General features: G+C 71.6%; 13 protein-coding genes. 6 read left to right on the top strand and 7 right to left on the bottom strand.

The genetic code is table 11. From position 1 onward, the window contains the following. Positions 1–2 precede the first annotated feature (2 nt). The 3 genes from LZG04_RS21725 to LZG04_RS21715 all read left to right on the top strand — a co-directional run bounded on the left by LZG04_RS21725 (position 3) and on the right by LZG04_RS21715 (position 4,601). Positions 3–1,001, top strand: coding sequence for a class I SAM-dependent methyltransferase (locus LZG04_RS21725; protein WP_233819632.1), 999 nt, complete (start codon positions 3–5; stop codon positions 999–1,001). A 251-nt stretch (positions 1,002–1,252) separates the two neighbouring features. Beyond that, positions 1,253–2,131 (top strand): bile acid:sodium symporter family protein, encoded by an 879-nt coding sequence (locus LZG04_RS21720; RefSeq protein ID WP_233819631.1) that lies wholly within the window; start codon positions 1,253–1,255, stop codon positions 2,129–2,131. Between the two features lie 184 nt (positions 2,132–2,315). Continuing rightward, positions 2,316–4,601 carry a PQQ-dependent sugar dehydrogenase gene (locus tag LZG04_RS21715; protein WP_267937310.1) on the top strand — a complete coding sequence of 762 codons (2,286 nt, stop codon included), beginning with the start codon at positions 2,316–2,318 and terminating at the stop codon, positions 4,599–4,601. A 48-nt stretch (positions 4,602–4,649) separates the two neighbouring features. On the opposite strand, the gene LZG04_RS21710 is transcribed toward LZG04_RS21715, so the two are convergent. Then, positions 4,650–6,920 (bottom strand): catalase, encoded by a 2,271-nt coding sequence (locus tag LZG04_RS21710; protein WP_308199227.1) that lies wholly within the window; start codon positions 6,918–6,920, stop codon positions 4,650–4,652. An 81-nt stretch (positions 6,921–7,001) separates the two neighbouring features. After that, entirely contained in the window at positions 7,002–7,394 is a 393-nt protein-coding gene (locus LZG04_RS21705; RefSeq protein WP_233819629.1) for a GNAT family N-acetyltransferase, read from the bottom strand. Between the two features lie 79 nt (positions 7,395–7,473). On the opposite strand from LZG04_RS21705, the gene LZG04_RS21700 reads away from it, so the two are divergent. Together LZG04_RS21700 and LZG04_RS21695 are read left to right on the top strand one after the other, a co-directional pair. Then, positions 7,474–8,235 carry an ATP-grasp domain-containing protein gene (locus LZG04_RS21700; protein WP_233819628.1) on the top strand — a complete coding sequence of 254 codons (762 nt, stop codon included), beginning with the start codon at positions 7,474–7,476 and terminating at the stop codon, positions 8,233–8,235. Positions 8,236–8,295: 60 nt separating this feature from the next. Then, complete coding sequence (locus tag LZG04_RS21695) at positions 8,296–8,997, top strand: hypothetical protein (RefSeq protein WP_233819627.1); 702 nt, start codon at positions 8,296–8,298, stop codon at positions 8,995–8,997. Positions 8,998–9,616: 619 nt separating this feature from the next. Here the strand turns inward: LZG04_RS21695 and LZG04_RS21690 are convergent. Further along, the gene (locus tag LZG04_RS21690) at positions 9,617–10,021 is read right to left on the bottom strand and encodes an STAS domain-containing protein (protein ID WP_267937307.1); all 405 of its coding nucleotides are present in this window, start codon (positions 10,019–10,021) and stop codon (positions 9,617–9,619) included. Positions 10,022–10,152: 131 nt separating this feature from the next. Further along, positions 10,153–10,635 carry a class I SAM-dependent methyltransferase gene (locus LZG04_RS21685; RefSeq protein ID WP_233819625.1) on the bottom strand — a complete coding sequence of 161 codons (483 nt, stop codon included), beginning with the start codon at positions 10,633–10,635 and terminating at the stop codon, positions 10,153–10,155. Positions 10,636–10,690: 55 nt separating this feature from the next. Here LZG04_RS21685 and LZG04_RS21680 point away from each other — a divergent pair, with 55 nt between their 5' ends. Continuing rightward, complete coding sequence (locus LZG04_RS21680) at positions 10,691–11,008, top strand: hypothetical protein (protein WP_233819624.1); 318 nt, start codon at positions 10,691–10,693, stop codon at positions 11,006–11,008. Here the strand turns inward: LZG04_RS21680 and LZG04_RS21675 are convergent, their stop codons facing one another. Genes LZG04_RS21675 through LZG04_RS21665 form a run of 3 tightly spaced genes read right to left on the bottom strand, consistent with a single transcriptional unit; the run spans position 11,009 to position 13,033 of the window. Beyond that, positions 11,009–11,521, bottom strand: coding sequence for an SRPBCC family protein (locus LZG04_RS21675; RefSeq protein WP_233819623.1), 513 nt, complete (start codon positions 11,519–11,521; stop codon positions 11,009–11,011). It lies immediately after the preceding gene. After that, complete coding sequence (locus LZG04_RS21670) at positions 11,518–11,919, bottom strand: metalloregulator ArsR/SmtB family transcription factor (RefSeq protein ID WP_233819622.1); 402 nt, start codon at positions 11,917–11,919, stop codon at positions 11,518–11,520. The genes LZG04_RS21675 and LZG04_RS21670 overlap by 4 nt, the downstream gene beginning before the upstream one ends. A gap of 28 nt (positions 11,920–11,947) precedes the next feature. After that, on the bottom strand, positions 11,948–13,033 hold the full coding sequence (locus LZG04_RS21665; RefSeq protein ID WP_233819621.1) for a M20 family metallopeptidase: 1,086 nt from the start codon (positions 13,031–13,033) through the stop codon (positions 11,948–11,950). Positions 13,034–13,045: the final 12 nt, after the last annotated feature.

Genomic DNA, 13,045 nt, shown 5'->3' with positions numbered 1-13,045 from the left:
CCATGCCACTGCACCTGGAGCCGGACGACGGCCCGCCGTCGTTCCCCGACCTGCTCGCCACGGCGGGCTACCGCGCCGTGGCGGCCGGGTTGCGGCTGGGCCTGTTCGACGCGCTGGCCGACGGCCCGCGCCCGCTGCCGTCGCTGGCCGCCGCGCTCGACGCCGACCCGCGCGGCACGGGGCTGCTGGCCGAGGCGCTGGTGTCGTTCGGGTACCTGACCCGCGGGCCCGACGGCTACGCCGCCACCCCCGAGACCGCGAAGTGGTTGACCGGCGGCGGTTACGCCGAGGTGGACAAGTTCTGGTCGGTCGTGCTGTTCGAGTCGTGGCAGGGCTTGGAGGAGTCGGTGCGCACCGGCAAGCCCGCGATCGACTTCTACGCGTGGCTCGCCGAGCGGCCGGAGGTGCTGCGCCGGTTCCAGGGCATGCTGGCCGGGCACGCGGACGCGATCGCGCCCGAGGTGGCCTCGATCGTGCCGGTCGGGTCGACGTTGCTGGACGTGGGCGGCGGGCACGCCAAGCACGCGATCCGGTTGTGCACGGCGCACCCGTCGCTGGAGGCGACCGTCATCGACCTGCCCGACGCGCTGGCGGTGGGTGCGGCGGCGGTCACCGACGCGGGCCTGTCCCGGCGGATCACCCTGCGCGCCGGTGACTACGACACGCTCGACTTGGGCGAGGGCTACGACACCGTGCTGCTGTTCAACGTCGTGCACGGCCGCACGGCCGAGGCCAACGAGGCGTTGCTGGCGCGCGTGGCCTCGGCCCTGCGCCCCGGCGGCGCGGTCGTGCTGCTGGAGCACGACGAGCACCCGCCCGACCGCGCCTCCGACGCCTTCGCCCGCGTGTTCAGCCTGAACCTGTTCCACGGCCAGGGCGGCCAGGTCTACGGCACGTCCGAGATCACCACCTGGCTGACCTCCGCCGGCCTGACCACCCCGACCACCCACCCCTTGACCACCTCCCCCGGCCAATCCCTCCTGGTCTCCCACAAACCCTGACCCGCGAGTCCTACGTCCAGAACGCGAGAGTCCTACGTTCGCGTCACGCGTGTCCTACGTTCAGAACCCCCGAGTTGAACGCTCAGGACCCGCTCGGCCCGCCGAGCGGGTCCACGCGCGCGGACTCGGCCGGCTCGCGCCGTGATCACCGATTGCCATCGAACCGGCGTGAAACCTCCCGATTCGTCCCGTTCTGGGGGACGATGCGCTCCTCCCGGTCCGGGTTCGACGCAGAGACGCAGGTGATCGCCGTGGATTCCGCCTTGACGAGCGTCGGCCTCCCGGTCGCGCTGGCCGTGGTCATGTTCGGGCTCGGCCTGTCGCTGACGGTCGCCGACTTCGCCCGCATCGCGCGCGAACCGCGTGCCGTGGCGGTCGCGTTGGCCACCCAACTGCTCGTGCTGCCGGCGGTGTGCTTCGGGCTGGTGGTCGCGTTCGGCCTGAACCCGGTCCTGGCGGTGGGCATGGTGCTGCTCGCCGCCTCACCCGGCGGCACCACGGCGAACCTGTTCAGCCACCTGTTCCGCGGCGACGTCGCGCTCAACATCACGCTGACGGCGGTGAACTCGGTGCTCGCGGTGATCACCCTGCCGCTGGTGGTGAACCTGGCCCTCGACCACTTCGAGCCGGTGGCCGACGGCGCGGTCGGGCTGGAGTTCGGCAAGGTCGCCCAGGTGTTCGCGATCGTGCTGGCGCCGGTGGTGCTGGGCATGCTGGTGCGCCGCTGGTCGGCGGCGTTCGCCGACCGCGCGGACAAGCCGGTGCGGATCTTCTCGGCGGTGGTGCTGGTCGCCGTGATCGTGGGCACGATCGTCGCCGAGCGGGAGAACGTCGGCGGCTACCTGGCCGACGTCGGGCTGGTGGCCGTGCTGTTCTGCGCGTGCAGCCTGGCCGCGGGCTACCTGCTCCCCCGGCTGGCCGGGGTCGGCGAGCGGCAGGCGGTCGCGTCGGCGTTCGAGGTCGGCGTGCACAACAGCACGCTGGCGATCACGGTCGCGGTGACCGTGCTGGGCAGCGAGCAGCTCGCCGTCCCGGCCGCCGTCTACGGGGTGGTGATGTTCCCGCTCGCCGCCGCGGCCGGGTTCCTGCTGACCCGGGTCAGGATCGGGCGCGACGCCGTGCTGGACTGAACGCCGCGTCACGGTCGGCCGGTCGGACCACGACTGTGCCGATTTATCGGGGTGACCGATAGGCCGCCCGGATGAGACCGCGCGGTAGCCGAAATCCCGCCCGACAAAGCAGTGCGTAATCGGCAACACGCATGTAACCCTTCCGTGCTCACCCAAAAGTGTCACGAAGGGAACGAACCGGACCATGCGATTACTCCGCCGCCCACGACTGTCGCCCCGGTCGAGACGTGTGACCGCCGTAGCCGCCGCGACCCTCGTGGTCGCCGCCACCGCGGTGGCACTTCCCCCGACGGCCTCCGCGGCCGTGCCCGCGGGCTTCACCGACACCCTCGCCATCGGCGGCCTCACCACGCCCACCGCCGTCTCGTTCGCGCCGGACGGCCGGGTGTTCATCGCCGAGAAGAGCGGCCTGGTCAAGGTCTTCGACTCGCTCGCCGACACCACGGCCACCGTGTTCGCCGACCTGCGCCCGCAGACGCAGGACTTCTGGGACCGCGGCCTGCTCGGCCTGGCCGTGGACCCGCAGTTCCCGACCCGCCCGTACGTCTACGTCGCCTACACCTACGACGCCGTGCCCGGCGGCACGCACCCGCGCTGGGGCGACCAGTGCCCGACCCCGCCCGGCGCGACCGACCAGGGCTGCGTGGTCACCGGCCGGGTGTCCAAGCTGACCATGGGCGCGGGCGGCACCATGACCGCCGAACAGCCGCTGGTCACCGACTGGTGCCAGCAGTACCCGAGCCACTCCATCGGCTCGGTCGTCTTCGGCCCCGACGGCGGCCTCTACGTCGGCGGCGGTGACGGCGCGAGCTTCAACTTCGCCGACTACGGCCAGGTCGGCAACCCGTGCGCCGACCCGCCCTCGCCCGCGGGCACCAACCTCACCGCCCCGACCGCACGCGGCGGCGCGCTGCGCTCCCAGTCGATCCGCCGCCCGGCGGGCGAACCGGTCAGCCTCGACGGCTCGATCGTGCGCATCGACCCCGACACGGGCGCGGGCCTGCCCGGCAACCCGTTCGCGGGCCACGCCGACGCCAACGCGCAGCGCGTCATCGCCCACGGCCTGCGCAACCAGTTCCGCTTCGCCTTCCGCCCCGGCACGGAGGAGCTGTGGGTGGGCGACGTCGGCTGGAACACGTGGGAGGAGGTCAACCGGATCGCCGACGTGAACGACGCGACGGCGGAGAACTTCGGCTGGCCCTGCTACGAGGGTTCCGCGCGCCAGGGCGGCTACGACGGCGCGAACCTGACCCTGTGCGAGTCGCTCTACACGGGCGCGGGCCAGACCACGCCGTACTACGCCTACAACCACTCGGCGAAGGTCGTCGCGACCGACCCGTGCCCGACCGGCGGCTCGTCGGTGTCGGGCATCGCGTTCGAGTCGACCAGCAACTACCCGCCCGCCTACGACGGCGCGCTGTTCTTCGCCGACAGCTCACGCGGCTGCATCTGGGCCATGCAGACCACCGCGGGCCAGCCCGACCCGGCCAAGCTGGTGCCGTTCGTGACCGGGGTGAACGTGCCGGTGCAGATCACCACCGGTCCCGGCGGCGATTTGTTCTACATCGCGCTGGGCGCGGGCCAGCTGCGCCGCGTCAGCTACCCGACCGGCAACCAGGCGCCGACCGCGGTCGCCACCGCCACCCCGCAGTCCGGGCCCGCCCCGCTGACCGTGCAGTTCAACGGCACGGGGTCGACCGATCCCGACCCGGGCGACACGTTGAGCTACGCGTGGGATCTCGACGGCGACGGCCAGTACGACGACTCCACCTCCGCCACGCCGACCCGCACCTACACCGCCCAGGCGGCGGTGGCGGTCGGGCTCAGGGTGACCGACCAGGCGGGCGCGTCGGGCACCACCTCGGTCACCGTCACGGTCGGCACCCCGGTGTCGGAGGACCCCGTGCCGGTGATCGACACGCCGACCGCGCCGTTGAACTGGGTGGTGGGCCAGGACGTGCCGTTCTCCGGTCACGCCACCGACCCGCAGGACGGCGCGCTGGCCGCGTCCGCGTTGAGCTGGAAGCTGAGCATCCAGCACTGCGCGACCAGCGGCTCGTGCCACGAGCACGTGGTGCAGACCTGGTCGGGGGTGGCGTCGGGCTCGTTCATCGCGCCGGACCACGAGTACCCGTCGCACCTGGAGCTGACGCTGACCGCGACCGACTCGTCGGGCCGGGTCAAGAGCACCACGACGAAGCTCGACCCGCGGACGGTGGCGCTGACGTTCACGACGAACCCGAGCGGTTTGCAGCTCAGCGTCGGCGGCACGGCGCAGACCACGCCGTTCACCCGCACGGTGATCGTCGGTTCGAACAACTCGATCAGCGCGCCGAGCCCGCAAGGCGGCGCGCTGATATTCCGCTACAAGTACAGCAGTTGGTCCGACGGCGGGGCGCAGACGCACAACGTGACCGCGCCCGCGACCGCGACGACGTACCAGGCGAACTACACGATGTGCTTGTGCTGACATGAGCGACCGGCCGCGGACACCCGTCCGCGGCCGGTCGTCGTCGGGTCAGGCGACGGTCGCGGGGAACCTGTCCCACACCCGGTGGGTGCCGAGCAGCGTCTGGACCTCGGCGAACACGTCCGCCGGGGTGTCGCCGACCGCGATGCCCAGGTCGCCCGCCGAGCACCCGGCCTCGACCAGGGCGGCCTCGCCGTTGCCCCACACGCCGATCACCTTGGCGTGCCGGTAGCACTCCTGGACCATCAGCACCACGCGCGGGTCGACGGTGGCGCCGGACGCACCGGCCTTGTCGTCGCGGGCCGGGATCGCGTCCGGGGCGGGCGGCGGCGCGGCGGCCAGCAGCAACGCGTCGAACTCGATCGAGCGGGCGGTGAGGAACGTCCGCTGCGCCACCAGGCCCTCGTCCAGCTGACCGCCGCGCGCGGCGATGAGCAACGGCACCATGCCGGCCGCGCTGATCGTCTGGCGCAGGCCGTGCAGCCCGTCCAGGCTCGCCGGGTCGTCCGCGTCCACCACGATGCCGATCAACCGGCCGTCCGGCGGCCACACCTGCCCGATCTGCGAGAGCGCGGGGCTGGGCGTGACCTCGGGGGCGGGCTCGGTCGCCTCCGGCACGGGCAGCCCGAGACCGGCCGCCACCTGCGCGCACAGGTCGGCGTCGACGTTGGCGAGCACGCGCAGCTCGCGTTCCTTGATCGCCTGCTCGTAGCACTTGCCCAGCTCGAACGTGAAGGCCCGGATCAGGTGCTCCTTCTCGACCGGGGTCAGGCTCCGGTAGAACAGCCGCGGCTGGCTGTAGTGGTCGGCGAACGAGGCGGGTGAGCGACGCTCCTTGACCGACTCGGCGACCGGCGCGGGGAACTCCACGTACGCGCCGGTCTCCAGCCCCGCCATGAACGGGCAGCCGCCGTCGAGGGTGTTCGGCTTGTACGGCGCCACGCCGCTGTGCACGGCGTGCTGGTGGAAGCCGTCGCGCAGCATGTCGTTGACCGGGGCGTGCGGCCGGTTGATCGGGATCTGGTTGAAGTTGGGGCCGCCGAGCCTGCTCAGCTGCGTGTCGATGTAGGAGAACAGGCGCGCGTGCAGCAGCGGGTCGTCGGTCACGTCGATGCCCGGCGGCAGGTGGCCCACGTGGAACGCCACCTGCTCGGTCTCGGCGAAGAAGTTGGTGGTGTTGCGGTTGAGCGTGAGCATCCCGATCGCCTGCACCGGGGCCAGCTCCTCCGGCACGATCTTGGTCGGGTCGAGCAGGTCGATGCCCTCGAACGTCTGCTCGGGGGTGTCCGGGAAGACCTGGATGCCCAGCTCCCACTGCGGGTACGCGCCCGACTCGATCGCGTCGAACAGGTCGCGCCGGTGGAAGTCCGGGTCGACGCCCGCGATCAGCTGGGCCTCCTCCCACAGCAGGGAGTGCACGCCCAGCTTCGGCTTCCAGTGGAACTTCGCCAACGACGTCTGGCCCTCCGCGTTGACCAGGCGGAACGTGTGGACGCCGAAGCCCTCCATCATCCGGTAGGAGCGCGGCACGGCGCGGTCGGACATCTGCCACATCACGTGGTGGGTGGCTTCGGTGTGCGTGGAGACGAAGTCCCAGAACGTGTCGTGCGCGCTCTGCGCCTGCGGGATCTCCCGGTCCGGGTGCGGCTTGGCCGCGTGGACGATGTCCGGGAACTTGATGCCGTCCTGGATGAAGAACACCGGGATGTTGTTGGCCACCAGGTCGAAGGTGCCCTCGTCGGTGTAGAACTTCGTGGCGAAGCCGCGGGTGTCACGCACCGTGTCCGCCGAGCCGCGGGAACCCACGACCGTGGAGAACCGGGTGAACACCGGGGTGGTCACGCCTTCGGCCAGGAAGCCTGCTTTGCACACGTTCGTGGCATTGCCGTAGCCCACGAAGACACCGTGCACGGCCGCGCCCCGCGCGTGCACCACTCGTTCGGGGATGCGTTCGTGGTCGAAGTGGGTGATCTTCTCGCGCAGGTGGTGGTCCTGCAGCAGCGTCGGTCCGCGCGCGCCTGCCTTGAGCGAGTGGTCGGTGTCGTACAGGCGCAGGCCGGTCGACGTGGTCAGGTACTCGCCCTGCTGTTCCCGCACGTCGGCCGCGGCGCCGGTCTCCGCGCCGGTCGCGGTCCGCGTCTGCGGGGAGGCCTGGTCGGGCTTGCGGGGCAGCGGGCCCTGCGGCTCGCTCGGCGGGTCCAGCGGTGGCGATGCGCTGCCGGGCGTGCCCGGGACCGGCGGCGTGACCAGGTCGGCGACCTTCTCCGCGGCCTTGTCGAGGGCATCCTTCACGACCTTGGCCGGTTTGAACGCGTCCACGTGCTCCTCCTCGTCGGCAGTCTCCCGCCGACTACCCGTGACGGAGCGAGTTACACACCGTGTGACGCGGGTTGCTCAGGTTCAGAGGGCGATGAGGCCCGCGGCGGTCGGTTGGAAGCCGCAGGTGTCGAAGTAGAACGGCTCGAGGTGGTCGTCGAAGTCGACGTGCAGCCACTCGCACCCGGCGGCGCGTGCGCCGTCCACGGCCTTGGCCACGAGGTGCTTGCCGACGCCTTGACGGCGTTCGGTCGCGGTGACGAGGGTGTCGAGGACGAAGGCGTGGACCGCGCCGTCCCAGGCGACGTTGACGAACCCGACGAGGGCGTCGTCGCGGCGGGCGGTGACCCAGCCGAGGCTGTGGCGGGTGACCTGGCCCCACCAGTCGTCGTCCAGGGGTTCGTGGTCGAAACCTTCCGCGTGCAGGGCGTTGACTTCGGGGTTCTCGAACCGGCCGCGCCACTCGTAGGTGATCATGCCGGCAGGGTACGGATGTGGGTGCGGCCTGGGTAATCGTTCGACGGTGGGGTGCCGTGGTGCGCACTATGGGCCCGTTATGACCCGTTACCTGTTCGTTCCGCCCCTGGTGCTGCCGACGGTCGGGCCGCTGGCCCGTGCGGCGGTCGAGCGCGGTCTGGCCGTGGTGTCCGACCTGGTTCCGGCTGGGTCCGCGCACTACTACGGCGGGCCGTTGTTCGCCGATCGCGTCGCCGGACGGCTGGGGTTGGGGTTGCTCGAACCGGCCGACGACTGGCTGCCCGGGCTGCCGCCGGAGCTGGTCGGGCGGCGGATCCGGGCGATGACGCTGGACGAGGCTCGCGCGCTGTCCGGGCGGGTGTTCGTGAAGCCGCCGTCCGCGAAGAGCTTCCCGGCTCGGGTGTACGCGCACGGGGCTGAGCTGCCCGTCGACCTGCCGGACGACACGGCCGTGCTGGTGAGCGAGGTGGTCGAGTTCGCGGCCGAGTTCCGGCTGTTCGTGCTGGAGGGCGAGGTGCGGGCGGGGTCGCGCTACGCGACGTGGGGTCGGCTGGACCCCGCGCCGCTCGATTCGTGTTCGTCGGCGGCGCCGTTGCGCGCGTTCGCGGCGGCGTTGCCCGGGTTGCCCAGTGCGGTGGTGGTCGACGTGGGGCTGACCGGTCCGCCCGACGACCCGCGGGCGTCGCTCGTGGTGGTGGAGGCGAACATGGCGTGGTTCAGCCAGGTCTACATGTCGGATCCGGCGCGGGCGCTGGAAGTCGTGTTGCGTGCGGCCGGGCCGATCGGGTCGGTGTGTGCGGCGGACCGATCTTTCGTGCGGCCGTATCGGACCCCGGTCTGACCTCAACTCCGGACCGCGGGCCGATCCGCACCCCCCACCCCCGCTGGGATCGTCTTCCCCATGACCTACACCTTCCCCGGCCGGTGGATCGGCGCCGGCACCATGATCCTCGGACCGCTCCTGCTGCTCGCGGGCACGCTGCTGCGCTGGCCGTTCCACTTCTTCTTCCCGCAGCAGTTGGTCGCGGTGGCCGAGCACCCTGCCCTGATGACCGCCGCGCACACCGCGGTGCTCGCCGGCACCGTGCTGCTGGCACCCGCCGTGATCGGCTTGGCCAACGCGATCGGGCGGACACGACCGGTGTTGGCCGCTTGGGGTGCTTCACTGGTTCTGGTGGGCTTGTTCGAACGCACGTTCCACGCGGGCATCGACCAGGCGGCCCACGGCCTGGTCCACCACCAGGGCGCGCCGCTGGCGACCGCGCTGGTCGGTGCGTCCTACCAGGACCTGCACCTGTTCAGCTTCCTGTCGTTCACCATCATGCTCGGCTGGCCGGTCCTGGCCTTCGCCGCCTACCGGAGCGGCGCCCTGGGCCCGGCCCGCGCGTTCGCCCTGGCCACCACGTGCCTGCTCCCGTTGGGCGTCCTGAAGGGCACCGAGATCACCTCGGTGATCGCCATCGTGGGCCTGTGCGCGGCGTTCATCCCGACCGGCATCCGCCAAGCCCTGAACGGCCCAAGACCAACCCGCAAATCCGTCCTGCTAACCCTGGCCACCGCTCCCCTCCTGGGAGCCCTGGCCTACACCAGCACCTTCGGCTGACCGCCCCGGCCCAGCGCTTCCAGCCAACCTCACTTGCCACGAACGTCACCGAACCGGCCCCAGGCCCCCTGGAGCTCTCGCCATCCACCATCAACCAACCGCACTGACCCAGAACCCCGTCGCGCCGACAGCACCTCCATCACCACCACTGTGAACCCACGCACCACGCCACCCCAGTGCTCCCAGCCAACCCCACTGACCCCAAAGAACCCCGCCATTACCGCAGGAGTCGACCTATGCACCGCGATCTCCACTCACGCCCCAACCCCCACGAACTCCCCTGCACCCAGCGCCCCCAGCTAACCGCACTGGCCGCGAACATCGCCGAATCAGCACTCAACACCCAAGAGCGCCCGCCACCCACCACCATCGGCCGAACCACACCGACCCAGAACCCCGTCGCACCGAGACCACCTCCATCACCACCCTGCTCTGGCGGTTGCGGTGTGCCCGCGAGTCGCGCCCACCGCCGCAGTCATCGCTGCCCCGGGCTCACCGTCAGATGCCAGGCCGCCTGCGCGGCAGCACCAGCGCACCTGTGGGCCTTATCGGTGGTCGTCGGTGCGTGGTGGCCGCGGCACCTCGGGGTCAATGCCTCTCCCGAGCGCGAGGACTGTGGTCAGGTGGCGGGGAGGGGGACGAAACGGCGGGCGCCTCGGGGCAGGTGCACCACCAGGGCCTCGGCCAGGGTGGGGCACGGCCTGATTTCCTGGTCCAGGCCGCTGATCTCGAACGGTCGGAGGACGTGGCGGTGGCTGGCGACTACGCGCAGTTGCACGCCGGCCGCTTTCGCGGCCAGGTGGCCGCGGTGGAGTTCGTTGAGGCCGGCGGCGGCGAAGAAGTCGACGTCGGTCAGGTCCACCACGACCGGGGCCGGTGGGGTGGCCAGGGCGAGGCTGACGGCGATCTCGTGGTTCAGCTCGTGGACGGTCATCGCGTCCACCTCGCCGGAGACGCGCACCACGACGGCATAGCCGTGCACTTGCCGATCCACCCTGAACGGGTGACCGAAACGTTCCGTCATCACGGCCCGCAGCCTCCTCGGGGTCGAAGAAGGCAGTGGCTGCTGGCTCAACCCGCTGCGTGTCCCCCGACCGTACTCCCAACCACCGAAACGCGCAGCTCACCGACCGTGTGATCACCTCGCCCGAGCCGTCACGCCGGCGAACAACGCCACCGGCCACCACTCCGGGCGCACGGGCACGCGACGAACCCCGGCGAACCCGGAAAACACCTCGCGTTCGAAGCGCGCAGTCGTGCCCCAGCAGCACACCGCCGTAACTCGGCCACCGCACGTCGCCGGTCCGGCCACTCGTGCATGCTCAAGGTCAACACCACCACGTCCACGCCGGCGTCCGACCGCGGCAGCGCCACCACGTCGGCGACGTGGAACGCGATGCTTGACGCCCGTAGCCCGGCGATGGCGGTCATGTGGGCCGACAGGTCCACACCTTGCAGCACCAGGTCCGCCCGACGGCTCGCCAGCTCGTTGCAGCAACCGCCCGCGCCCGGACCGGCGAGCGCCGCCACGTCCTCGGCGACCCGCCGGTACAACCCGCCCGGCAGCCAGGCGGCCCGGCCGTCATACGAAGCGCTGCGCGCGCGATCGAAGGAGGTGGTGGACGGGTGGTCGGACACGGTCGTTCCTCGGCGGTGGGTGACAACACCGCCGACTGCGCAACTTCACGTCGACATGAAGTTAAACGCGCACATGTCGATCGGCGCGGTGGCCGAGCGGTACGGGCAGGCGGACCAGGCGCGGATCGCGATGATCCTGCTCGCCAAGGACGCCGGGCCGGGCCTCGACCGGATCAGGCTGCGGTCCGCCGCCACCGCCGACCGCTCGACCCGACATGCCCTCTACCGCGAGCACCACCACCGGCTGGCCGAGCGGATCACCTCGCTCCATGCCTCGCCGGCGGTGCCGGAGCACGCGATGGGCTGCGCGGCCGAAAACATCACCGCCTGCCCGGACTTCCAGGCGAAGGTCGCCGCCCGCGTTCCCGACTGATCACGCGTCCCGAAGGCTCACGGTCGTCAGCGCCTCGAAGTACGCCTTCTGGGACGGGTAGTAGTCGTCGAAGCCGGGCAGCGGCGCACCGGTGCGGGAGGCGACCAGCATGTCGAGGTAGTACTCCCAACCCGGCCCGACCTCGCCGATGCCCTCCTCCGTGGACAGGTGGTGCACCAGGCGCAGCTCGGTCACACCGTCCACTTCGGACAGCAGCAGCTCCATCCGCCACGTGCTCGCCTCGTCCACCATCGACAGCGCCAGCCGCCGGGGCGGGTCGCAGGCGTCGATGCGGACCTCCACCCACGGCTCCTGCTCCTCGAACGCCATCTGCACCTTCACCGTGCGCCCCGGCGCGGCCTCACCCTCCCACGGGCCGAACCACCGGGCGGTGCGCTCCGGCTCGGTGAGGCTCGCCCACACGTCCTCGGCCAGCGCGCGGAACGTCCGGGTGAGCACCAGGTCGCTGCCCTGATCCGTGCGGAACAGGCGACCGGCGGGGGTCGGGGTCATGCGGTGTTCTCCTTAACGTCGTCGGCAGGCACACCGTCGGCAGGGTGACCGCCGGTGCGGCGTTCCCGGCGGGTGCGGTGGACCTCGGTCTCCAGCGCGTCGAGGCGGTGCGCCCACCCCGATGGCCGGTCGGGCGCGACGGGCACGTCGAACGACGCCAGCCACCGCGCCAGCGGCGTCAACCGGGACGCGTCGAGCACGTAGAACCGCTGCCGGCCCACGAGTTCGTCGCGCACCAGCCCGCTCTCCCGCAGCACCCGCAGGTGCCGGCTCACCGCGGGACGGCTGATCGCGAACCGCTCGGCGATCTGACCCGCCGACAGCCGCGCGGCGCCCCGCAGCATCTCCAGGATCTCCCGCCGCACGGGGTCGGCGATCGCACCCGCCACCTCGTCCACCCCGGAAGCGTAACCAAGAGGTTACGCGTCAGGCAATGCCCTCCAGGAACGCGATCAACGCCCGCCGGTACGGCTCGACCGTGGTGAGGTCCGCGTACTCGTCCGGCCCGTGCTGCCCGTCTCCGCCCACGCCGAAGATCACCGCGTCGATGCCGCGCTGGAAGTAGAACCGCGAGTCGGCCGCGCCGTGCTTGCGCAGCAGCTCACCCGAATACCCCTGGGCACGGGCGGCGCGCTGCAACGCCAGCAGGTCGGGCCCGTCCGGGTCCGCCCGGTGCGGGGGCTCGACGTGGTCGACCGCGACCGTGACGCCGGGCGGGCACAACGCGGCGAAGCGGGCGGCGACCTCCTCCCGCGTCCGGCCGGTGAAGTCGGCGTCCTCGGGCGGGAACCGGACGTCCAGCCACGCCGTCGCGTCCGCGGGCACCTGGTTGAGCGCCTCGTTGCCGGTCGAGATCCGGGCGACGTTCACCGTGGTCCGCCACTCCTCCCCCGCCGCCACCGGGTACGCGGCGAGCACACCGTCCACCGCCCGCATCACCTTCAGCACCGCGTTGTCGCCGAGCCACTGGTAAGCGCTGTGCGCCGCGCGTCCCTCCGCGTGCAGCCGAACGGTGATCAGACCTTTCGACTCCGCCACCACCCGCAGCGCGCTGTGCTCGCCGATCACCACGAACGACGCCGTCACGCCCTGCTCCAACTGGTGCAGCGTGCCGTCGCGCCCACCGACCTCCTCGTCGGTGACCAGTTGCAGCCCGATCGGGTAAGGCAGCCGGGACGCGACGTCCCGGAACACCGTCGCCAGCACCAGCGCGGACAGCTTCATGTCCTGCGCGCCCCGCGCGATGAGCCGGTCGCCGTCACGGCGTGGCCGGAACTGCTCGTCCGCGCCCGGCACCACGTCCAGGTGGGCGTTGAAGATCACCCGGAAGTGGGGACGGCGTTCGCCCACGTAGACCAGCGCGCTGGGCTTGCCGCCCGACTCGAACCGCTCCACGGTGAACCCGGGCCCGACCACGTCGAGCACGAGGTCCAGCGCCCGGCGCAGGTCGTCCGGTCGGTCGGCGGTCGAGCGGATGCCGAGCAGCTGTTCGGTCAGCGGCAGCAGGTCCATGCCACCATCGTG

It is taken from the genome of Saccharothrix sp. S26 (assembly GCF_021390395.1).
Lineage (GTDB): Bacteria > Actinomycetota > Actinomycetes > Mycobacteriales > Pseudonocardiaceae > Actinosynnema.
The sequence above is the reverse complement of the archived record's forward strand: the minus strand, read 5'-3'. Positions and strand labels throughout refer to the sequence as shown.

Excerpts from the sequence above, each read along its gene's own strand:
- LZG04_RS21690 (WP_267937307.1), bottom strand. The coding sequence starts at position 10,021 with ATGACGGAACGTTTCGGTCACCCGTTCAGGGTGGATCGGCAAGTGCAC.
- LZG04_RS21715 (WP_267937310.1), top strand. The coding sequence starts at position 2,316 with ATGCGATTACTCCGCCGCCCACGACTGTCGCCCCGGTCGAGACGTGTG.
- LZG04_RS21695 (WP_233819627.1), top strand. The coding sequence starts at position 8,296 with ATGACCTACACCTTCCCCGGCCGGTGGATCGGCGCCGGCACCATGATC.
- LZG04_RS21680 (WP_233819624.1), top strand. The coding sequence starts at position 10,691 with ATGAAGTTAAACGCGCACATGTCGATCGGCGCGGTGGCCGAGCGGTAC.
- LZG04_RS21705 (WP_233819629.1), bottom strand. The coding sequence starts at position 7,394 with ATGATCACCTACGAGTGGCGCGGCCGGTTCGAGAACCCCGAAGTCAAC.
- LZG04_RS21725 (WP_233819632.1), top strand. The coding sequence starts at position 3 with ATGCCACTGCACCTGGAGCCGGACGACGGCCCGCCGTCGTTCCCCGAC.
- LZG04_RS21665 (WP_233819621.1), bottom strand. The coding sequence starts at position 13,033 with ATGGACCTGCTGCCGCTGACCGAACAGCTGCTCGGCATCCGCTCGACC.
- LZG04_RS21700 (WP_233819628.1), top strand. The coding sequence starts at position 7,474 with ATGACCCGTTACCTGTTCGTTCCGCCCCTGGTGCTGCCGACGGTCGGG.
- LZG04_RS21675 (WP_233819623.1), bottom strand. The coding sequence starts at position 11,521 with ATGACCCCGACCCCCGCCGGTCGCCTGTTCCGCACGGATCAGGGCAGC.